General features: G+C 51.4%; 23 protein-coding genes. 9 read left to right on the forward strand and 14 right to left on the reverse strand.

Annotated features, from left to right (window positions below; all coding sequences use genetic code 11):
- Nucleotides 1–80: 80 nt before the first annotated feature.
- On the forward strand, nucleotides 81–2,660 hold the full coding sequence (gene gyrA, locus NE562_RS07265) for a DNA gyrase subunit A (protein ID WP_280961748.1): 2,580 nt from the start codon (nucleotides 81–83) through the stop codon (nucleotides 2,658–2,660).
- A gap of 40 nt (nucleotides 2,661–2,700) precedes the next feature.
- Here the strand turns inward: gyrA and NE562_RS07270 are convergent, their stop codons facing one another.
- Both NE562_RS07270 and NE562_RS07275 read right to left on the reverse strand, forming a co-directional pair.
- Nucleotides 2,701–2,904 carry a helix-turn-helix transcriptional regulator gene (locus NE562_RS07270; RefSeq protein ID WP_280961749.1) on the reverse strand — a complete coding sequence of 68 codons (204 nt, stop codon included), beginning with the start codon at nucleotides 2,902–2,904 and terminating at the stop codon, nucleotides 2,701–2,703.
- A gap of 2 nt (nucleotides 2,905–2,906) precedes the next feature.
- The gene (locus NE562_RS07275) at nucleotides 2,907–3,305 is read right to left on the reverse strand and encodes a hypothetical protein (protein WP_280961750.1); all 399 of its coding nucleotides are present in this window, start codon (nucleotides 3,303–3,305) and stop codon (nucleotides 2,907–2,909) included.
- A 481-nt stretch (nucleotides 3,306–3,786) separates the two neighbouring features.
- Here NE562_RS07275 and rnhA point away from each other — a divergent pair, with 481 nt between their 5' ends.
- A complete protein-coding gene (rnhA, locus tag NE562_RS07280; protein ID WP_280961751.1) occupies nucleotides 3,787–4,224 on the forward strand; it encodes a ribonuclease HI in 438 nt (145 codons plus the stop codon).
- Nucleotides 4,184–4,897: a hypothetical protein gene (locus NE562_RS07285; protein ID WP_280961752.1), complete on the forward strand. Its 714-nt coding sequence runs from the start codon at nucleotides 4,184–4,186 to the stop codon at nucleotides 4,895–4,897. The genes rnhA and NE562_RS07285 overlap by 41 nt, the downstream gene beginning before the upstream one ends.
- Nucleotides 4,898–4,963: 66 nt before the next feature.
- Here the strand turns inward: NE562_RS07285 and NE562_RS07290 are convergent, their stop codons facing one another.
- From NE562_RS07290 to NE562_RS07335, 10 genes are all read right to left on the reverse strand, one after another.
- Entirely contained in the window at nucleotides 4,964–6,763 is a 1,800-nt protein-coding gene (locus tag NE562_RS07290; RefSeq protein WP_280961753.1) for a recombinase family protein, read from the reverse strand.
- Entirely contained in the window at nucleotides 6,760–7,167 is a 408-nt protein-coding gene (locus NE562_RS07295; protein ID WP_280961754.1) for a recombinase family protein, read from the reverse strand. The genes NE562_RS07290 and NE562_RS07295 overlap by 4 nt, the downstream gene beginning before the upstream one ends.
- A 99-nt stretch (nucleotides 7,168–7,266) precedes the next feature.
- Complete coding sequence (locus NE562_RS07300; RefSeq protein ID WP_280961755.1) at nucleotides 7,267–7,443, reverse strand: transposon-encoded TnpW family protein; 177 nt, start codon at nucleotides 7,441–7,443, stop codon at nucleotides 7,267–7,269.
- Between the two features lie 425 nt (nucleotides 7,444–7,868).
- Nucleotides 7,869–8,102, reverse strand: a complete 234-nt coding sequence (locus tag NE562_RS07305; RefSeq protein ID WP_280961756.1) for a helix-turn-helix domain-containing protein — start codon at nucleotides 8,100–8,102, stop codon at nucleotides 7,869–7,871.
- 5 nt (nucleotides 8,103–8,107) lie between these two features.
- Entirely contained in the window at nucleotides 8,108–8,539 is a 432-nt protein-coding gene (locus NE562_RS07310) for a sigma-70 family RNA polymerase sigma factor (protein ID WP_280961757.1), read from the reverse strand.
- A gap of 279 nt (nucleotides 8,540–8,818) precedes the next feature.
- Complete coding sequence (locus NE562_RS07315) at nucleotides 8,819–8,980, reverse strand: hypothetical protein (protein ID WP_280961758.1); 162 nt, start codon at nucleotides 8,978–8,980, stop codon at nucleotides 8,819–8,821.
- Between the two features lie 82 nt (nucleotides 8,981–9,062).
- Nucleotides 9,063–9,410 carry a YxeA family protein gene (locus NE562_RS07320; protein WP_280961759.1) on the reverse strand — a complete coding sequence of 116 codons (348 nt, stop codon included), beginning with the start codon at nucleotides 9,408–9,410 and terminating at the stop codon, nucleotides 9,063–9,065.
- A gap of 39 nt (nucleotides 9,411–9,449) precedes the next feature.
- Nucleotides 9,450–10,226 carry an ABC transporter permease gene (locus NE562_RS07325; RefSeq protein ID WP_280961760.1) on the reverse strand — a complete coding sequence of 259 codons (777 nt, stop codon included), beginning with the start codon at nucleotides 10,224–10,226 and terminating at the stop codon, nucleotides 9,450–9,452.
- Between the two features lies 1 nt (nucleotide 10,227).
- Complete coding sequence (locus NE562_RS07330) at nucleotides 10,228–11,031, reverse strand: ABC transporter permease (protein ID WP_280961761.1); 804 nt, start codon at nucleotides 11,029–11,031, stop codon at nucleotides 10,228–10,230.
- Nucleotides 11,024–11,947 (reverse strand): ABC transporter ATP-binding protein, encoded by a 924-nt coding sequence (locus NE562_RS07335; RefSeq protein WP_280961762.1) that lies wholly within the window; start codon nucleotides 11,945–11,947, stop codon nucleotides 11,024–11,026. Before NE562_RS07335 ends, NE562_RS07330 begins: the two co-directional genes overlap by 8 nt.
- A 160-nt stretch (nucleotides 11,948–12,107) precedes the next feature.
- Here NE562_RS07335 and NE562_RS07340 point away from each other — a divergent pair, with 160 nt between their 5' ends.
- From NE562_RS07340 to NE562_RS07365, 6 genes are all read left to right on the forward strand, one after another.
- Nucleotides 12,108–12,803: a response regulator transcription factor gene (locus NE562_RS07340; RefSeq protein WP_280961763.1), complete on the forward strand. Its 696-nt coding sequence runs from the start codon at nucleotides 12,108–12,110 to the stop codon at nucleotides 12,801–12,803.
- The gene (locus NE562_RS07345; RefSeq protein WP_280961764.1) at nucleotides 12,800–14,161 is read left to right on the forward strand and encodes a sensor histidine kinase; all 1,362 of its coding nucleotides are present in this window, start codon (nucleotides 12,800–12,802) and stop codon (nucleotides 14,159–14,161) included. The genes NE562_RS07340 and NE562_RS07345 overlap by 4 nt, the downstream gene beginning before the upstream one ends.
- Before the next feature lie 91 nt (nucleotides 14,162–14,252).
- The gene (locus tag NE562_RS07350; protein WP_280961765.1) at nucleotides 14,253–14,597 is read left to right on the forward strand and encodes a helix-turn-helix transcriptional regulator; all 345 of its coding nucleotides are present in this window, start codon (nucleotides 14,253–14,255) and stop codon (nucleotides 14,595–14,597) included.
- A gap of 232 nt (nucleotides 14,598–14,829) precedes the next feature.
- Nucleotides 14,830–15,159 carry a MobC family plasmid mobilization relaxosome protein gene (locus NE562_RS07355; protein WP_280961766.1) on the forward strand — a complete coding sequence of 110 codons (330 nt, stop codon included), beginning with the start codon at nucleotides 14,830–14,832 and terminating at the stop codon, nucleotides 15,157–15,159.
- Entirely contained in the window at nucleotides 15,120–16,451 is a 1,332-nt protein-coding gene (locus NE562_RS07360; protein WP_280961767.1) for a relaxase/mobilization nuclease domain-containing protein, read from the forward strand. Before NE562_RS07355 ends, NE562_RS07360 begins: the two co-directional genes overlap by 40 nt.
- Complete coding sequence (locus tag NE562_RS07365) at nucleotides 16,448–16,819, forward strand: cysteine-rich VLP domain-containing protein (protein ID WP_280961768.1); 372 nt, start codon at nucleotides 16,448–16,450, stop codon at nucleotides 16,817–16,819. The genes NE562_RS07360 and NE562_RS07365 overlap by 4 nt, the downstream gene beginning before the upstream one ends.
- 172 nt (nucleotides 16,820–16,991) lie before the next feature.
- On the opposite strand, the gene NE562_RS07370 is transcribed toward NE562_RS07365, so the two are convergent.
- The gene (locus NE562_RS07370; RefSeq protein ID WP_280961769.1) at nucleotides 16,992–17,195 is read right to left on the reverse strand and encodes a transposon-transfer assisting family protein; all 204 of its coding nucleotides are present in this window, start codon (nucleotides 17,193–17,195) and stop codon (nucleotides 16,992–16,994) included.
- A 2-nt stretch (nucleotides 17,196–17,197) separates the two neighbouring features.
- Nucleotides 17,198–21,322: a YodL domain-containing protein gene (locus NE562_RS07375; RefSeq protein WP_280961770.1), complete on the reverse strand. Its 4,125-nt coding sequence runs from the start codon at nucleotides 21,320–21,322 to the stop codon at nucleotides 17,198–17,200.
- Nucleotides 21,323–21,373 lie beyond the last annotated feature (51 nt).

The raw sequence follows: 21,373 nt of genomic DNA on the forward strand, positions 1-21,373 counted from the left end.
GAGGCCGTTTGGCCGACGAAGAATCCCGCGCGAACGCGCGAGGTTCTATATAAGTACAGCCAACTTTTTGGAGGCATAGAATGAGTCAAGAATACGAAGAACAGAAAATCATACAGGTCGATCTGGAACGGGAGATGAAAAAGTCCTATATCGATTACGCGATGAGCGTAATCGTGGGACGCGCCCTGCCCGATGTACGCGATGGCCTAAAGCCCGTCCATCGCCGTATCCTGTATGCAATGTATGAGGACGGGCTGACCTCGGACAAGCCGTACCGCAAGTCGGCAACGACCGTCGGTAACGTGCTTGGCCGTTACCATCCGCACGGCGACGCTTCAGTATACGACGCGCTTGTGCGTATGGCGCAGCCTTTTTCCCTGCACTATCCGCTGATTGACGGCCACGGTAACTTTGGTTCGGTTGACGGCGATCCCCCGGCGGCTTACCGTTATACCGAAGCCCGCATGGCCAGAGTAGCAAATTACATGCTGGCGGATATCAAGAAGGATACGGTCGATTTTGGGCCGAACTTCGATGAAGAGCGCAAGGAACCGCTTGTTCTGCCTTCCCGCTATCCCAATCTGCTGGTCAACGGTTCTTCCGGTATCGCGGTCGGTATGGCGACCAATATCCCGCCGCATAACATGACCGAAGTGATCGACGGCGTTTGCTACGTGATCGATCACCCGGAAGCCGAGCTGGACGAAATTTGTCAGTTCATCAAGGGCCCGGATTTCCCGACCGGCGGCATTATCATGGGCCGCAGCGGCATCCGCGCGGCCTATGCGACCGGCCGCGGCAAGATCAAGCTGCGCGCCAAGGCGGAAATAGAAGAACTGGCGAACGGAAAAAGCCAGATTATCATTACCGAGATCCCGTATATGGTCAACAAGGCCCGTTTGGTGGAAGCCATGGCGCAGCTGGTCAAGGACAAGCGCGTGGACGGCATCACCAATATTCAGGACCATTCCTCGCGCGAGGGTATGCGGATTGTCGTCGACGTGCGGCGCGACGCAAATGCGCAGGTCATTTTGAACCAGCTGTACAGCTATACCCAGCTGCAGGATACCATTTCGATGATCCATATCGCGCTGGTGCCGAGCGCGGCGCACCCGGATAAGCCGCAGCCGCGCGTGCTCACCCTGCGCCAGATCATCGACCATTATATCGAGTTCCAGAAAAACGTGGTCGCCCGCCGCACCCGGTTTGACCTGAAAAAGGCGAAGGACCGCGCGCACATTCTGGAAGGACTAAAGGTTGCGACCGATAATATCGATCGCATCATCCAGATCATCCGCGCTTCCAAAAATGAAGCGGAAGCCAAGCAGAATTTGATGAACGAGCCGTTCTGGATCGATCAGATCGCGCTGCTCGGCATTGTGGACGGTTCCGATCACTTTGAATTCCATATGGACGAATTACAGGCGCAGGCCATCGTCGATATGCGTTTGGGCCGTTTGTCCGGTCTGGAACAGCAGAAGATCGATGAGGAATACTCTGATCTGGAAGGAAAAATCGCGGGATTTGAGGAAGTTTTGTCGTCTGACTATAACATGTTGCAGGTCGTCAAGGAAGAACTGCAAGAGGTAAAGCAGAGATACGGCGACGAGCGCCACACGCGTATTGAAAATGTAGCGGATGAGATCGATATCGAAGATCTGATCGAGGAGCAGGATTGCGCGTATACGCTAACGCATTTCGGCTATATCAAGCGCCAGCCCACCATGGTTTACCGTTCGCAGAAGCGCGGCGGCCGCGGCGTATCGGCAATGAGCACGCGCGAGGAAGACTTTGCGCGCAATATCTTCATCGGCTCCACCCACGATACTATTTTGTTCTTCTCCGATCGCGGCAAGGTCTACAAGCTCAAGGGCTATCAGATCCCGGAGACCGGCCGTTCGGCCAAGGGCATGAATATCGTCAACCTGCTTGAATTGGAGAACGACGAGAAGATCACCGCCATGTTCCCGATCAAGGAATTTGTCGATGATAAATTCCTGTTCTTCGTCACCAGACGCGGCACGGTCAAGCGTATTGTATTGAGCGATCTGCAAAATATTCGCCGCGCCGGCCTGCGTGCGCTCAATCTGAACGAGGACGACGCGCTTGTCGACGTTCGTTTGACCGATGGCAATCAAAATATCCTGATCGCCACCCATCAGGGCCGCGCGATCTGCTTTGATGAAAACGAAGTGCGCGCCATGGGCCGTGTGGCCACAGGCGTGCGCGGCATTCGCCTTTCGGATGAGGACTATGTCATCGGCGCGGGCCGCGCCCGTCCCGGCGCGCAGGTGCTGAGCATTACCGAAAACGGCTTTGGTAAGCGCACCCCGGTGGAGGAATACACCGTGCACCACCGTGGCGGCGGCGGCATCACGCTGCATAACCTGACGGAAAAGACCGGTCTTGTCGCGGGCCTGTCCATTGTGGATGAGGATAACGATGTGATGATCATCACGAACGACGGCGTTATCATCCGCACCCCGGTAGGGGAGATCCGCCAGTGCGGCCGCGGCAGCCAAGGCGTTATCGTCATGCGCACCGGCGACGATGTAAAGGTTATTTCGATTGCCCGCACCGATCACGAGGAGGAAGAGCCCGAGATCGAGGAAGGCGCGGAAACCGTTTCAGAAGAAGCCGAAGAGACAACGGAAGAATAATCGAAAGGCTCATCGCGGATAACTCCGCGGTGAGCCTTTTTTATGATTCGTCTGTGAAGGTAAATATTTCTTCCACACGAAGCCCAAATACCTTTGCGATATCCATCGCCAGCTTGAGGGAAGGATTATACTGTCCCTTTTCCAGCCGTCCTATGGTCTCGCGGCGCACGCCGACCAGTTCGGCCAGCTGGGCCTGATCCATGCTGTGAGCGGCGCGCAGTTCCTTTATTTTTGTTTGCAGCATAATCAGCGCCCAAAACGTTCATAAAGCAGAAAAATACCGTCGTGCAGCAGGTTCAAAACGGCAAATAGCAAAATGATTTCGCTGCGCGAGAGTGAAACGGCCTGAATATTCAGCCGGCTGCTTAGCAGCACAAAAATGGCGAATATAAGGAAAAAGCCATCGTACAGCATGGAATTTGCCTTATAATTGTTTTGCGCCGCGCGTTCATCCGGTTTTTCCACCTTGGAGCCGAGCGTGGTGTAAATAATGGCTACCACGGTCGCAAGAAGAATCACGGTAATGACAATCTTCAATGGGACCGGCAACCCTCTGACCGGAAAAAACAGGGCCATGGATTGAAAAAAGACAACGATAGCCCAAGAAATAACGCTGATCAGCTTGGCGCGCGTCAAAGAAAGCATTGGCAATGTCATAGAAATCAACCTTTCAGATGTGATGTATTTGTATCTTTGTGAGATAAATATATCACATATAGGAGAGGCTGTCAAGATTTTTATGAATTTGCTTCACCCTGTGAATGCGGCGGCGAGGTGAGGTCACCCCGCCGTTTTGCGGCTTTTACCACTCTAATTCTTTTTCTCTTTTGCTTCTTGAAACCGCGCGCAAGATGGCGTATTTGGTTTGCGGTCCTTTAATCGTGGATGGACGCAGTGTCCGCAAAAAATCTCTTCATAATTTTTCCTCGATTTAATATAGTGTTGGCGAAAATATTTGCAGTCCTTACAGATGCTATCCATAATTTATACCTCCTCATTCACCTACATTATAGTCTAAATTTTTAATTTTTGTTGAAAATACACTTAATCGGATGTAAAAAAGCTTTTAGCATTTTTTTCTTCACCCAATTATGCTATAATAAGAAAAAAACATTTGGGAGATACTATGAAAAACGTGACGATCTATACGGACGGCGCTTGTTCGGGCAACCCGGGACCGGGCGGCTGGGGCGCGGTTATGCAATACGGAAAATTTGAAAAAGAGCTGTCCGGTTCCGAACCCATGACCACCAATAACCGCATGGAGCTGCTCGGCGTGATCACCGCGCTGGAGGCGCTATCCGAGCCGTGCATCGTCGATCTTTATTCGGACAGCAAATATGTGGTGGACGGCATTACCAAGGGCTGGGCCAAAAGCTGGCGCGCCAAAGGGTGGGTTAAGGGAGATAAAAAACCCGCGAAAAATCCGGAGCTGTGGGGAAGGCTTCTTGATTTATTGGACAAACATCAGGTAAAGTTCCATTGGGTCAAGGGTCATGCGGACAATCCCTATAATAACCGCTGTGACGAATTGGCCGTGGGGGAGTACCAAAAATACAAATAAGGGGGCGGACGATACGGAACAGAAAGGCCTGCGCCGTGTAAGAACCGGCACGCTGATCTTTTATTATGTGTTCACGATCTGCGCGGGCATTTTTGCCTTAAAACGCGATGCCGCGATCTATAATATTCTTTTGGTGGCGGCCGCGTTTTTGCTGCCCGCCGTACCGCTGTTGCTGTATCGTGTGTTCCATTTGCGCCCGGTCTATTTGCTGGAGATTATTTTTGATTTGTTCGTTCTGGCGGCCGTATCCTTTGCCAGTTTGTTCGGCGGCTATGAGCTGATCCCGATTTGGGATAAAATCCTGCACTTTTTATCCGGTTTCTTATTCGCGGTATTGGGCACGGTCGTTTATTTTTCCATGAAACCCGGACACCGGCGCGAAAAGGCGGACGCCTTTAACGCTGCCCTTTATACTTGGATGTTTTCCATGATGAGCGCGGTGCTTTGGGAGATATGGGAATATATCGTTTCCTTTACCGGTCCGGATCCACAGCAGGTTGCAACGACCGGCGTCGGCGATACGATGCAGGATATCATCGTTTGCACGATCGGCGGGCTGATCACCGGTATTTCTTGCTGGAAGTATCTGCGGCACATGGGTGAGCAACGTCATGTCGGCCTGATGATGCGTCTGTTTGAATCTTATTATCAACAGAATGTGGATAACTTATAAAAAAGGAAAGCCCGCCTAATAGGGCGGTGACGTAAGAAAACATTTATGTGGAGGTCGGTGCAGCCGTTAAGCTGCGCCGACTTTCGCTATTTTTTGGGCTGCTTGGGATTGCTCCCTTGCTTCCTCAAAATCAAATGCACCAATGAAGTTATACACGATCTGGATTTCCCGCACCTTTACCCGTGGCTCGTTTTCGTCGGGGGTGTAAACGTCGGAAATGTAAATCTTCTCGACGAACTCCCGCAAAACGCTGGCATCAAGCTCGGTCATGTCGGTGTACTTCTTGACCGCAGAAATGAAACTCTTGACGTTCAGCTTTTCCTTTTCCTGCTGCTTCACGTCCTGCCGCAGTTGTTCCACAACGCCCTTTAGATTTTCCTGCTCCTGCTCATAGTCGCGGGACAGCTTGATAAACCGCTCATCGGATAGCTTGCCGGAAATGTTATCTTCATAAATGCGTTTGAAAATAACGTCCAGCTCGGCAATCCGTTTCTCGGCCTGCGCAAGCACATCCTTTTTCTGCGCCAGCTCCTTGTCCCGTTCCCGCAGGCTTCGATCTGCCGCCCGCTTGATAAAGTCTTCCTCGTACTGGGTCACATATTGAATGGCTTCCCGCAGGTTCCGCAGAACGATTTCTTCAAGGATAACGCGGCGAATGGAATGGGTCTTGCAACGGGTACGGTCTTTGCGGTAGGTGGAACAGATGTAATATTCCTGCTCCGGCTTGAAATGGTTTGCCCGACACAGATACATCTTGCCGCCGCAGTCCGCACAGTACAGCAGCCCCGAAAACATCCCCATATCGCCCATCTTGGTAGGACGCCGCCGCCCCTGACGGATATTCTGTACGATTACAAACACGCTTTCCTCAATGATCGGCTCCTGCGTATTCTCGAAGATAGCCCATTGGGACGGGTCGTTCCACAGCTTTTTCTTGCTCTTGAACGATTGCTTGGTGGTCTTGAAGTTCACTGTATGCCCCAAATACTCGATACGTTCCAGCATCCGGGAAACGGTTTCGTTCGTCCACTTACAGGGGTCTGCCGTGGGCTTGTTGGAACAGGGCAGCCCTTTTTGACGGCAATAGGCGGTAGGGTTCAGGATTTTATTTTGACGCAGCCACTTAGCGATTTGCGTCGGCCCCAAACCGTCCACGCACAGCGCAAATACTTTCTGCACGATGGCGGCGGCTTCCTCGTCAATCAGCCATTTCTTTTTGTCCTCCGGGTCTTTCTTGTACCCATAGGGCGGGATGGTTGTAAGGTGTTCACCAGAACGGCCTTTGGATTGCCATGTGGCCCGGATTTTCTTGCTGGTGTCCTTGGCGTACATCTCGTTAAATACGTTGCGGATGGCGGTAAATTCGCTGTCTCCCCGGATACTGTCCACGCCGTCGTTGACGGCGATAAAATGAACGCCATACTCCGGGAAAAGCATTTCCGTGTACATCCCGACTTGAAGATAGTTGCGCCCGAAGCGGGACATATCCTTGACGATAACGCGCTTGATCTTGCCCGCCTTAATATCGGCAAGCATCCTCTGGAAGCCGGGCCGGTTGAAGTTCGTCCCGGAATATCCGTCGTCCTCGTCATAGTGCCGGATGGCCGTATAGCCGTGGTCGCGGCAATACTTCTCCAAAATTTTTTTCTGGTTGCTGATGCTGTTGCTCTCGCCGTCCAGCTTATCTTCTTGGGACAGGCGTTCGTAACAGGCGGTAATGCCGTCTGCTTCGTCCTCCTGTGGCTGGTTATGGACGTAGAATTGAAGCACCGTATTCTGAATGACAGTCCGCGCTTCCTCGCTCAAAGGGGCCGTATTGACAATGCGTTGGAACGAACCGACAGGGCCTATATTCGTGTTCATCATTTCTGCTCACCGCCTTTCACTAAAGAACGGATTGCAGAGAAGATTTCACTTTCGGCCAACGGCCCGCCGCCCTTTCTGATAGAGATCACCGCCGCGCCGTACTTGGCGGCGGCGTCAACAAATTGCAGGCTGTCAAGCGTGTTTCTGCTGATGCGGTCAACGCTGGCGACGATCACCTGCTTTACGCGCCGGGCGCGAATATGCGCCCACAGGGACGCAAGCGAGGGACGGTCGAGGGTCAGTCCTGAAACGCCGGTGTCGGCATAAAGGACGAAGCTGTCAATTCCATGCTGCTGTGCATAGCTCAACAGTTGGTACATTTGATTGTCAAGGTTCAGGTTTGTATCATTTTTCCGTGCCGCACGATAATAAAGTGCAGTCACCATTTCCGGCTGTTTACTCATGTTTGCCTCCTATTCCGCAGCCGGAAAACGGGGCTTTGATACGGTATTATTATACCATATCAGGCCCCGCCCGTCAGCTTTTAGGATATGAAAAAAGTCTTAATTTTGATTGGCTTGTTTGCTTAAATCGTTTTGTATCAGCCGATGGATTTTTGCCACCGCATTTTCGGTGGCTCCATCCTTGACGGTTGCTTTCACAATATAGAGAACGCCCCCGATCTCGTACTTGCGTACCACAGGGGCGGCTTCTTTCTGATTTGATACTGTACTGTTCATACAGTAGCCCCCTTTCGCTTTCATCGGTAAAAAACGAAATGGGCAGAAAAACGGATGGCTGCTGGCACAGCTCCACGGGACTTTCACCCCCGGCGTGGTTCTCACGCGGCCCTGCTCGTTGCCTGCGACGCTTTGAACGCTCGGACTACGACGACAAGGGAGTATCATTGTCCTGCCTGCACGTCGTCGCCCGCAAGCCGCCACGCTTGCATTACGGCCCGGTTTGATCGCTCCGCTTTTCCATAGGGGAAAACCTCTTGGCGCACCAGCCGCCCGGCTCGGTACAGACAGAATGTATCCGTCTGCCCTATGCTGCGCGGGCATTTTCTTCCTGCGCTTTCTTTTTCAAGGTGCAGCTATGCGGCCTCCGGGGGACAGTCCGGCGTGGAAAGGGTAAGACGCTTTTCTGGCCGGGGGCCGTATCGTCAGGTCTTGACGATCGCTTGGATAAGCCTGATTTCCAGACGGCGCTTCATGTACTCGTCTACGCACACATGGGGATAACCGTCCTCGTCGTAGAGCGTCTGGGTACACAGCTTGTTCATGTAGTCGCCATAGTACCGTAAGACACGCTCCACAGCTCCGGCATCCCCGGCGGTAGCCGCGTGAATGACCGAAAGGGGCAAAAGCTCTTTGCCTCTGTGGATAGGCTCTTTCATCCGCGTCAACCTCCTTTCGGCATGAACGCCATCAATTTTTCTCGCAGCTCTTTCAGGGTATTGGCCCTGTGACGCTGTACTGCGCTGCGGCTCATTCCCAGCAGGCCACCGATCTCGCCGTCTGCCATATCCAGAACACAATGCAAAATTAAAATGCTCTGCTCCGTCTTTGGCAGGCTGGCAAAGGCTTCGGCCACAAGCTCGTTGTCGATATGTAACTCATATCCGTGCGAAGTAAAAGTAAAGCTGTCGCTGGGATAGCAGTCTACCGTGCAGAGCTTGTCCAGCTCCACCTGCGATAAGTCGCTGAACATCGTTTCACGATCTCTTTGACGCCTCATATTCCGCAGGTAAGCTCTGGCTTCATTCCGCAGTACCGTTTTGCAAAAAGCGTCAAACCGGCATCGCTCGCCATAGTCGCGGGGGTTCGTTTCCATCTTCTCACCCCCTTTCCGTGGGGGATTTAGGTGGTACTCTCCCTTTCCGCTACTACCAATCCTGCGATACCGTCTGCTGCCCGCTGAATGCCTCCTTTTCTGAAAAAAGTTGAATTTTATTTCGGCCCGCAAAGCAGACCGCAGGAAACGACAAAAAACGCCCGGCTGGTGGCAGACCAGCCGGGCGTTGAGAGAAGTGCTAAGTTCAATTCTTACATGATATAGTTCATATTCGTGGCCGTGCCTATCCTGTGGCGGATCAAGGCTTTTTTTGAGCGGTCAGAGTAAAAGGGAATAGATAAAATAAGCACGGCGGCAATCTCCTTTTGCCGCCGTGGCTTCACGCAAATATACAGTCACACGCTCTACTTTGAGCAAAAGAAACGGCGGCTTCGATTTCTCAAAGCCGCCAGTCAAGGCACGGGAAAAGGGCTGCTGCACGACGGCTTTTTTTCTTTTGCCGTCGTCCGGCAGTTGAGGTCATATATTGTTTTTCAGCGAGTGTATCAACTCGATTAAGAAGTTACCTTGAATAATGTTCCTGTATAGCAGGCGGCAATTCTTCATATTGAATCTCGGCCCATGTAACTACACCGCGTAACGGAGCTACTTTCAGGCACAGATACGCATTATCTGTTAAAATTTTGCTGGTTTCAAAGGATATGTCTTTCTCTGCGCCTTTTTCGTCATAGGCGCTTAAAGTGTATTTGTAGTTCATAGCACCGTGAGGCGCGATCTCTGTTACCCACCGATTATCAATCTGCGTGTAATAATTCGTGTTGGTTTGCGTGGCAAGAAAAGCAACTGTCATAAAGACAAGGGCAACTACAGCTACGCCAACCCCGATGATAATAGTTTTCTTTTTACTCATGTACTTTGCGACCTCCTTAAGGAATCAGTATTAAAATAGTTACCAGCCTTTTTTCTGAACAACACGCTTTTCTTTCATATTCGGTTCATGTATGTTGCTTCGACCACCTAAGAAAATTATAGCAATCCCGATGGCAAACATAGAAATAATGCTTAATGCACAAAGAGGGGTATTCCAATAGACCCCCACCTCGTAACTGCGGTAATGAATCATACCCAATGCGGCTGAAATAGGATATATGGAAGAAAACAGACTATTGCCTGTAAACATTCCAATGAATCCGTAGACAAAGGCTAAAACTACGCCAATGAGAAAGTTGCCGCGCAATTTGTTTACCGCAACGATAATCGGCATAACTGCAAAAAAGAGAAATAGCGCCAAAAAAACCATTTGCCCAAAACTGATAAAAACGGCTTGCATGGTCAATCCACTATACCCCATGACAAGGTTCGTAGCGACCGTAAACACAAAGCATACCATTCCCAATAATAGTGATAGAATAGAGGAAACAATAATCTTGCCAAAGAGCAGCTTGGAATACGACACTGGTACGATAACAATATTTTTCAGAGTATCGTCCGTGGTTTCCCGCGAAATCATATACCCAGTAATAAGAGTAATGCACATTGGAAAGGTAAGCGTGGTAAAATTTTTGATGACCTGCTCGCTTAGAACTTGAAAATTCCAGACCATGCCATCGTCGGCCATAGAGGTGAACATCGTCAGCAGCACAGTAAGCAGCATCAGTGCAATACCAATCCAAACAATAAAGTATCTTTTCAGTTTTTCAAATTCCGTCTTTATAATTCCTGCCATATCACTCACTCCTTTTTTTATACAGATAAATGGCCAGTAGAATGGAGATCAGCCCGATTATCCCCAGTGTCAGGAAAAGTTGAATAGTAGATGGAACCAGACCCAGATCAACAAATCTCTGCAAATCCTCCGCATCACCGATTGCCATATGGGAAACCATTTGCGCAGACCCCCAAATCATAATGCTGGGAGTAGGCAATATGCTGACTAAAAACTTAGGCAACGCCGTGATGGTAAACGTGGACATCAGATTGAACACGCTGTAAAAAATGCAAAGCAAAATTGAAAATATATAGGATTTACTGAAAAAGACAATCAGCAAAACCAGCGGCAGGGCGCTCAGGGCGATGAGAAATCCCATCAGCACGGAGAACAACAGTTTATAAACGACGCCGGATACACCAAAGAAAACATAGCCGCACAGCATAGAAGCTACGGTTGACGATACGCAAAACAAGACGCTTAGTACCAGCAACACAACACATTTTGCAATTACCATTTGCGTACTGGTGACAGGAATTGTCCGTAAATTTTTGTAAGTGTCATTGTCACGTTCCGCAAAAAACAGAAGTGCCGCAATAATTCCGAGAATGCAGGGAAGAAGTAACTGCATACCAAATCCCATAACGGATTGCCAAAGGCCATCAAAGGCCGCCTCTTTCGTTTCGTATTTGCCCTGCGCAGTATTCATGTAATAAATGATTGCTGTAAGTGGAATAGGAAACAGGAAAGATGCCGCCATAACCAACTGGACAAATTTTTTCCGTTTGAGCTTCCAGCACTCGCATTGAATCAACTTAAGCAATCCCCTCACCCCCTGTAATTTTCTTGAAGTAATCCTCCAATGTATCTTCACACAGATGGGCTTCTGTTACGTCAAGGCCAGATTCCACAAGGGCGCGGTTGACTTTAGATACCGGCAGAGAAAAATCATAGAGATAAAGGTTATTGGTGTCCGCACAGCGTATTTCGCTGCAATGAAAATCATGCTCAATGATTTGCGCAGCTCGTTTAGCGTCTGATACGAAGAAATGAATAAACTTTGCGTTTTTCGCCTCTAATTCTTTTAGACTTTCTTCTTCCAGCAGCTTGCCGTGGTCGATAATGCCGATGTCATCAGCCAACAGTGATATTTCCGAAAGGATATGACTGGAAATCAGAATAGACTTTCCTCTTGCGTCGCACAACTCCCGGATAAAATTACGCACTTCCGCAATGCCGATGGGGTCAAGGCCATTGATTGGCTCGTCCAAAATTAAAAGTTCTGGGTCGTGCATGACGGCCAGCGCAATCGCAAGCCGTTGTTTCATCCCGAGAGAATATTGAGAAAATAGCTTTTTATCCCGGTATGGCAGATTGACGAGTTCCAATGCGTTTTGAATGTACTTAGGATTTTTCAGACCACGTAGCTCCGCAAAGATTTTCAAATTCTCTGTTCCCGTTAGGTTGGGATAGAAACCCGGGGATTCAATCAGGCTACCAATACGGGGCAGAATGTTTTTTTCGTTGCCCTGAAACGGCCTGCCGAAAATCTCTACTTTTCCCGAAGTGGGTACTGTCAGCCCCAGCAGCATCCGCATGGTTGTGGTCTTACCCGCGCCATTACGTCCCAGCAGGCCATAGATTCGGCCTTTTTTCACATGGATGTTCAGACTAGAAACACTGGACTGATTTCCATATTTTTTTGTCAGATCATGCGTTTCAATGATGTATTCACTCATAATCGAGTACCTCCTTTTTGTTTGCCCAACAAGCATAACACGCCAACTTTGAGATAACTTTGAGATAACCTTGAGTTTACCTTGAGATTTGGGAGGCAGAATAGGCAAATGGCTTCTCTTGAGGTATAATGGGAGCAGAACGAAAAAAGGAGGTGGCCGTATGAACGATAGGGCAATTCTTGTAGTGGATGATGAAGCGGAGCTGTTGGAAATGGTGCAGTCCATTTTTGTACGGGCGGGCTATACTAAAATCCTAACTGCCGCTTCCGGCGAATCCGCATTAAAAATATGGATTGAGAACCAGCCGGACATGGTAATTCTTGATGTGATGATGCCGGGAATGGATGGCTTTGCGGTATTAAAGGAGATACGCAAAACTAGTAAAGTCCCGGTTCTCATGCTGACGGCTCGCGGGGAGGCCGAGGATAAATTCACAGGATTTGAAAACGGGGCAGACGATTATTTGCTAAAGCCCTTTTTACCAAAGGAATTGTTATTCCGGGTGCAGGCTATTTTGAAACGCACTTACCCAGAGCAGGAGCGCAAGGTGTATTTTGACGCCGCAACGGTGGATTTGGAAAAGGTCATTGTGCAACGCGGAAGTGAAAGCGTTCCTCTGACGGCAAAGGAATTACAACTCTTTACAAAGCTGTACGAAAATGCAGGACGAATCATAACCACAGGAACTTTATGTGAAGCTGTCTGCGGTGAATATTGGCAGGGATATGAAAGTACATTGGCAACACATATTCGACATCTAAGAGAAAAGATAGAAGAAAACCCATCAAAGCCGGTTGCGCTTGTTACGATAAAAGGAATCGGCTATCGTCTTAACGTCAAGGGGGCGAAACGATGAATACCGTAGAGCGTTTTTTTCGTCGTTATATATCCTCGACCATAGGGATTGTCGTTCTTTTTGTCGCCGTGAATCTGTTGTTGGCAGGGGCCTATTTGGTCATTTTTTATTTTAACAATACGACCGCCGCTCATTTCCCTACCGAAGATTTTTCTAATCATGTAATAAACGATGGTACATTTTCCGCAGACCAGCAGGCGCAGGAAATACTGCATGGTGCAAACGCTTGGGCTATGATCTTAGATGACAATGGTACGGTTGTTTGGGAGAATGGCTTGCCGGAAGATTTTCCAAAACGCTATACTGCAACAGATATTGCCATGTTTAGCCGCTGGTATCTTGAAGATTACCCTATTAACATCTGGAAGCGTGACGATGGACTTTTAGTGATTGGATTGCCGCCGGGGGACGTTGTGAATTATTACTTCTCTTTTAATTCTCGATATGTACGGCCAATGATGATCTGTATCGCGGCAGCATTCATTGTCAATATTTTTTTGATGATATTTTTATTTGTTCGCAATACTTACCGTGTGGAAAAAGCTATGGGGCCAATTCTAAAGGGTATTCGCAACCTTTCCAGTGGAAAACCCTTTCATTTAGAAGAAGTCGGTGAACTGGCCGAGATCAATGCTGGTCTGAACAAAGCCGGTGACTATCTGATGAAAAAGGATAATACCCGTGCTGTATGGATAAGGGGAGTTTCCCATGATATACGCACACCGTTGTCCATGATCTTAGGCTACGCCAGTGAAATTGAAGATACAACGGGCCTACCGGAGCATACACAGAAACAGGCCGGAATCATCCGTAGGCAAAGTGAAAAATTGAAGGATTTAGTTGCCGATCTGAATTTGACAACGAAGCTGGAATATTCCATGCAGCCAATCCAGAAGCAAAATCTTAACCCGGTAGAACTGGCTCGGCAGGTGGTGAGTGAGTTTCTCAATGAGGGACTTTCAGATCAGTACGAAATAGAATTTTCAGAAGAACAGCCGGGAAAAACTGCCTGCTTGAACGGTGACAGCTCATTACTGCAACGAATGTTAAGTAATCTGATACACAACAGCATCGTTCACAATCCAAATGGATGTAAAATAAGCCTTACCTGTGGTATCAATGACGAAGCGTGTTCTTTTTCTATATCTGATAATGGGAAAGGGATTAGCGAACCGCTTTTGAACTCGCTCAACCATGATGAGGATATTTCCAGTACACAGGAACAATCTGATGGGATAGATCATGGGCTGGGCCTTAAAGTCGTAAAACAGATTGTTAAAGCGCATCAAGGCAAGATACATTATTTCCATACTGCTCCACATGGATTGAGTATAAGAATAGAACTACCGCTAAAATAGCCTAACAAGAATTATAAACTGCAACAGTAGCGCATATTACATCATTCCAACCACAGACTATGAATTATAGAATGTAGGTGGAGGTTGTGATATGGCAAAAGGAAAGGAATATCCGGGCTTTGAAACACTTGGAGCGGACATTAAAGAGGCACGTAAAGCATTGGGCCTGTCCCGTAAGGCGTTAGCCGAAAAAGTCAACATTGATCCCCGGTATCTTGCGAATATTGAAAACAGCGGCGATCTTCCCAGCGTCCCGGTACTCTATGAGCTGGCGAGGATATGCAAGCTCCCCATAGAACGCTACTTCCACCCGGAAGCAGAGCCAGAGGGCAGCGAACAGCGCCAGAGGGTCGGCCACAAATTAAAGCTGTGTCCCGAACCGTATTTGCCGATTATCGAGGGAGCCATTGACGGAGCTATCAAAATCAAAGAGTAGAGGACGTGAAAAGCGTTCTCTATTTTTTTGCGTTTTTTTTCGCTGAACGCCGGTATTTTGCGGGCAGATTGGAGCGTTTCGGGCGTTGTAGTAGCGGAGGATAAGAAACGTAGCAAGCATAGGGAGTGTAGCCACACTCCCGGAAACCGGCCAGCCCCGCCCCTGCCGGGCCGCGTCCGTTTCTGCTTGTTGGGGAAGTCCCCAAACCCCTGTGAGAAAGGAGGGAAACCGCATGACGAACCGAACACGGAACATTGTGCTGCGCGTCCCTGTGACGCCGGAGGAACGGGCATTGATACAGCAGAAGATGGCCCAGCTCCACACGAAGAACTTTTCGGCTTACGCCCGGAAGATGCTCATTGACGGCTATATCGTCCACATGGACACCAGCGACATCCGGGCGCAGACCGCAGAGCTGCAAAAGATCGGTGTCAACGTCAACCAGATTGCAAGGCGTATCAACAGTACCGGGGCTGTGTACGCGCAGGACGTGGAGGACATTAAGGGGGCGCTGGCCGAGATATGGCAGTTACAAAGATACATCCTGTCAAGTCAACGCTGAAAAAAGCCCTTGACTACATCGAAAACCCGGACAAGACCGACGGTAAGCTGCTGGTGTCCTCCCATGGCTGCTCTTACGAAACAGCGGATATTGAATTTGAAATGCTGCTGGAACAGGCGTACAAAAAGGGCAATAATCTGGCCCACCACCTGATCCAGTCCTTTGCTCCGGGGGAGGCCACGCCGGAGCAGGCCCACGAGATCGGGCGGCAGCTTGCCGACGAAGTGTTGCAAGGGAAATACCCCTATGTGCTGACGACGCATATTGATAAGGGGCACATCCATAATCACCTGATTTTCTGCGCCGTGGATATGGTAAACCAGCGCAAGTACATTTCCAACAAACAGAGCTATGCCTACATCCGGCGCACCAGCGACAGGCTGTGCAGGGAAAACGGCTTGTCCGTGGTGAAGCCCGGCCAGAGCAAGGGCCAGAGCTACGCTGAATGGGACGCCCAGCGCAAGGGAAAGAGCTGGAAAGTCAAACTGAAAATCGCCATTGACGCGGCTATCCCGCAGTCCAAAGACTTTGACGATTTTCTGCGGCTCATGGAGTTGCAGGGCTATGAGATCAAGCGGGGCAAGTTTATCTCATTCCGCGCCCACGGACAGGAACGCTTTACCCGCTGCAAGACGTTGGGCGACAACTACACCGAGGAAGCCATCACCCGGCGCGTCGTGGGGCTGGCCGTGGACAGAGGGCCGAAGCAGACGCAAAAGGGCGTCACCCTGCGGATTGATTTGGAGAATAACATCAAGGCCCAGCAGAGCGCGGGCTACGCACGATGGGCGAAGCTCCACAACTTGAAGCAGGCCGCAAAGGCGCTGAACTTCCTGACGGAACACGGCATAGACCAATACGCCGATCTGGAAAGCAGGGTGGCCGAGATCAGCGCGGCCAACGACGAGGCCGCCGCAGCTCTGAAAACAGCGGAGCGCAGGCTTGGGGAAATGGCGGTGCTGATAAAGAACCTCACCACCTACAAGCAGACCCGGCCCGTGGCGCTGGAATACCGCAGGGCCAAAGACAAGGCCGGTTTCCGGCGGGAACATGAAAGCCAGCTTATTTTGTGCGAGGCGGCGGCAAAGGCTCTAAAGGACGCCGGGGTAACGAAGCTCCCCGATCTGGCCGCCCTGAAAGCGGAGTACCGGAAGTTGGACGAGGAAAAGGAACGGCTGTATGAGAAGTACGGCGAAGTGAAAAAGGAGCTGCAAGAATACGGTATCATCAAACAGAATGTGGACAGCATTTTGCGGGGGACGCCGGGAAAGGAGCATACACAGGAGCTATGAACATACCGCGAATGAACTACTGCCAATACCGCAAGGCCCGGAGGCTGACGCATGAATGCTGCAACAACGACAATGGGAACTGCCTGCTGCTGGACGACGGAGAGGAATGTATCTGCGTCCAGAGCATTTCCTATTCTCTGCTGTGCCGGTGGTTTAAGGCCGCCGTCCTCCCACTGGACACGGCCCTGTATGCCGAGATCATGGAGCGCAGGGACAATGTGAAACGCTGCGTCGTGTGCGGGGCCATGTTCACGCCGAAGTCCAACCGGGCGAAATATTGCCCCGTCTGCGCGGTCAGGATGCGCCGCCGCAAGGAGGCGGAACGCCAGCGGAAAAGATACCTGCTGTCTACGCATTTAGGGCCTTGAAAATCCCGGAAAATTAGGGCTTTTTAGAAGCGGTCGGCGGGGTGGCTGAATGAATTATCAAATCCCCGCTGAAACAGCGGTCTAAATGCGTAGGAACAGGCAAAAAGAAAGAGCGCAGGACATGGAGGCCATACGGCCCCCGTGTCCTGCGCTTCTTTCCTGCTTGGGTGGTTTACTCGTCTGTGAAATGGAACTGCTGCGCTTCAAAGTCGGCGTCGCTCATGGTGTCTATCTTGTTGGCGGTCTGCTGGGCCAGCGCCCGCATTTCCCCGTCCATATCCGGCAGAGCTTCCCGGATACTCCACGCCGTCCTGCGGCGGTTGCTCCTGTGATACATACAGATTAGGTTTTCTTCCTCTACGGTAAACTGTTTCATCGTCACACCTCCAATTCCTTTGACTTTTCCCGCGCCGGTGGCTTCTTGGCCTGTTCCTCTTTGGCGGCCTTTAGCTGCGCCCGGATAGAGGGCTTTTGTTTCTCCTGTGGGGCCTTGTGGCGCTGGCCGCTCTTTACCGCCTCCGCCTTGGCCGCCTCCGCCACGTCCAATAGAGAAACCTGCTTCCCGGCCTTGACCTTGGCTTCCAACTCGCCCATCGTGGGGGCGTTATTTAGTACGCCGTCAATCATGTTGGTATTCTGCTCGGTCGTCATTTCGGCGGCCTTGATGGGGCTTTCCTGCTGGGCGAGGATGGCAAAGGCTTGTGTGCTGTTCCCCATGATAAGGTACTGGCCGTCCTCGGATTGGTGGTGGAAGCCATAGCCTGCGGCCTCCATCTGCTCCCGGCTCATATCCGTTACATGGAAGCTGCCCCTTGGCGTCTGTATGCTCTCGCCGGTCAGCAAGGCATCCGGCGTAAGCTGCTTTTCCCGCTGGATAAAGAACTCCGGCACGTCCTGAAAGCCGAAGCTGTCGCAGTAATGGGCCTCCTGCTTTCCGCTGCGGTTCAGCACAACAATATCCGAAACGGAAAGGCTGTGGCCGGTGAAGTCTGCGGGATGGTCGATGTTGAATGTACGGTAGATGTCCTCCAGCGTGGTTTTGCCGTCCAGCGGGGCCGTGTAGATCAGATTATAATTCTGCCGGTCAACGGCCAGCCCCGCCGCCTGCAAGCGGTCGTAGGGTTCAAAGCGGTAGTCCCGCGTTTCCGGCCCGTCTTTAAGCTGATAAATGGAAAAGCTGTTCTGCGTCTGTTCGCGCTCCGCAAGTGCCTTTTCCGCACGTTCCCGCACATCCTCCGGGATATGCAGCGAATATAAATCCGAAGCAGAGGAAAAGCCCACGTTATTGAAAACATAATCAACATCCGTTTCTTTCAAGGCTCCCGCTGCAAAATAATTCTCCCGTGTGGGCGTTTCGCTAACCTTGCCGTCCGCAATGGCGTGGTTTAGCCCCGTTTCCATGTGAGCGCAGATTTTACCGTCAACAGCCAGCGTCACATAGTACCAGCCCATATACCCGCCGTTTTTATCATCCGCACCATCGTTAAATTCAACATTCAGTATGGTGTAGGGCTTCAATCCCTTTTGGGCCGCGATCTCGTTATCCTTGGCTTCCCGCTGCAACAGCACGGGCAGGGCTGCTTCTTTGGTGGCTCTGACGATCTCCGGGTTATACTGCACCAAAGCACTGTTGACACATTCTGTCTGTACTTTTGCGATTTTGGCTTTTGGCGTAAGATGATTGCCGATGAATAGGGATACGCCGTTATCAAATCTGATAGAAATGTCGCTTGTGCCGCGCCATTTGCCGGTACAGGGGGAGGTTTCAATTTTGCCCGTCTTGCAGCCGAACGCCTGCGCGATTATATCAATTTTGGCCTGCAAGGGTAGGCCTTTGTAGCGGTTGGAGATTTGCACCGCCTTTTTCTGCAAATCCGTAAGCGGCGCGGCGGTCACTGCGTTCTGCTCCGGGGCTTTTTCCAGTTTCCCATCCCCGGCCAAAACAAAGCCCTGCGTCTGGATGGCCTCTAACGTCCCTTGCGATACCGTGCCTTTACTTTTCAGGTCGGCTTCCACCAAAGATTGCAGCATATCCTTTACGCTGTCCGTCATTTCCCGCTGCTGCTCCGGGGAGAGCTTGGAAAACACGCTGTCCGGGTCTGGTTGTTCGGCAGCCCGTTCCACGGTGGGCGGCCCCGGCGGTTCGGCGGTCTGCTGGGCCTGCCGCTGTTGCTGAAGCTCGGCAAGATGGCCGTCGATGGCGGTAATCAATTCATGGGCGGTGGCCCGGATGGTTTCAAGGGAGGCTTTCAGCTCTTTCAAATCCCTGCCGGAACTCCAACCGGCCACATAGCCGAAAGAGTAGTCCGATGTGTCCAGTCCGTAGTGTTGGCAAACCGCATAGGCCACGCTTTCGGCCTGTACCTCGCGGGTGCGGCTGTCTGGCCGGTTGGCCTGCTCGGTGGTCGGGGCCTCCGGGTCAATGGCGTGGAGCTTGGCATGGGCGATTTCGTGGATGGCAGTCTTTAGGGTCTGCAATTCGCTCATGCCGTCCTGAATGGCAATCCGCTTTTCCGTCAGGTGGTAGTAGCCGTGAGAGCTGCCGGGGATGTCCTCAAAGGCGACGGGAACCGGGGAAGTCTGTTCCAGCGCCTTAAAAAAGTCCTGATAGTCCTCAACACTTCCCGCCAGCTCGTCCACGGCAAGGGAGGGAAGCGGCTCCCCCTCGGTCTGGCTCACGTCAAAGACGGAAACAACCTTAAAGGCCGGAATTTGTACTTCTTTTGTTTCGGTGACGGGTCTGCCGTCCTTGCCAATGACCGGCTGCCCATGTTCATCCAGCTTCGGCACTTCCTTTTTCGTCTTGAATGGGGCCGGGGCCAGTATCTTGATGCCCTTTTCGCCTCTCTTGACGTTGCGGTGAAATTCATCCCGCCATTTGTTGTAGCCCGCCACAAGCTGGCCGCCCTGCATGGCGATCAGCAGCGTATTGTTGAAACTGTAACTATGGAACCGGGACATGGAGGTGAGATAGGCTTTGTAGCGTTCGCTCTCGAAAAGCTCCTGTATGCCGGTTTCCAGACGGTCGGTAATCTCTTTCATGCGGTCGGCGCTGTTCTGGCCGTTTAGGATGATGGGGACAACGGGCGGCGGTGCCTCGGCGGTTTGTCGCTCCGGCGCTGGCTGTGCTTTGCTTTCCTCACGCAGCACGTCCGGCGCGGGGTAGGCCATCACCCGGTATTCCTCCGGGACAGGCTGGCCCTCATGGACGCGCTGCCACTCGTCGCCGCTTTTCACCAGATAGCCGTATTCTGTGAAAACGCCCTGCTCCTGTCCGGCGACGTGCTGGCCGAAGCGGGCCGGGTCAATGCCGCCTTTCCATTCTTCCGGCATCTCCACCATGCCGGAACGGTTTAAGTAGTAGTCGCCTAACTGCGACGGGGTTTGGACATCGGGAAGATGCACATAGTAGTCCACATTGTCGGGGTAGTCGATGATCTGGCCGATGTTCTCAAAGCCGCCTTTCGGATTTTGCAGGGCGGCGTTCAGCTCCGCAAGCGCGGCGTCGTCAAGGGTTTCCAACCGGGCGGCAAGGAAATTCAATTCGTCCACGTCGGAGTGAAGCACCATTTCATAGGGCAAGGCAAGATGCCTGTCCTCCGGGTAAGAATACCCGTTAATGAAAAAGTCCTGCGGATTGTCGGCAGTAATGCCGATCTCCCGCAGGGCCGCTTGCAGCTTTTCAGTTGTGGTAGGCAAATCCAGCCAGACGCCATCCCCGCTTTGCTCGTAGAGCTGGCGGTTGTGAAGCTGGATAGAAAACACTTCGCTCATGCGGTCGCTCCTTTCTGAAACAGGCGCGGATAAGGGCGGCTCCGGCGCGTCCTTTTCTGCGGCCTTGTCTATTTTGGTTTCGGCCTGCTGGCCCTCGATGGTATAACCGGGAAGCAGGCAGCCGTTTACCTTGAAACAGTCGGCGTACTCCTGTGGGATGGCCGGGAAAGTCTCGGTAAATAAATGCTCGTAGGCTTTGATGCGCCCATTAAGGTATTTGTCCAGTTCTTCCCGGCTGGCAAAGACTTTCCGATCTTGCCCGGCGATTTTGGCCCGCTGGTAGTCGCCCGGCCCATTCGTAAAAATGCTCCAACGCAGCGTCCACGAATAGGGAATTGATTTTTTCGCCGTGCTGTCATAGCGGGTGTTCTCCGAAATGGAGTAAGACATCTGGTAGACGGCGTTGCTTCGGATATGGCGGTATTCATCCGGCGTTTCCCATTGGTTCGCCGTATGGGTGGCCTGCGGCGTCCGTACATATTCAATGGCTTTATCAAGGAATAAGGTCTTTCCGGCCTGTTCCTCCCATGCGGCGGCCTGCGCTTTTAAGCGGTCAAACACTTCCTGCTCCGCAGCGGCGCTTTCCTCCCGCATCTGCTGTAACCGTTCCAAAGGTAGGGCGGCCAGCTCGGAAATATCGCTTTTGCCGCTTTCAAAATAGATATTACGCTCAATCCGCATGGTGCTGGCCGGTTCCAGAGTGTCGCGGTCATAAGAGCTGTAAGGCATTCATGTATCACATCCTTTCTGAAAAATAAGGGTTTGGGGATTCCCCCAACA

Source organism: Butyricicoccus faecihominis (genome assembly GCF_024462775.1).
GTDB classification, from domain to species: Bacteria; Bacillota; Clostridia; order Oscillospirales; family Butyricicoccaceae; genus Agathobaculum; species Agathobaculum faecihominis_A.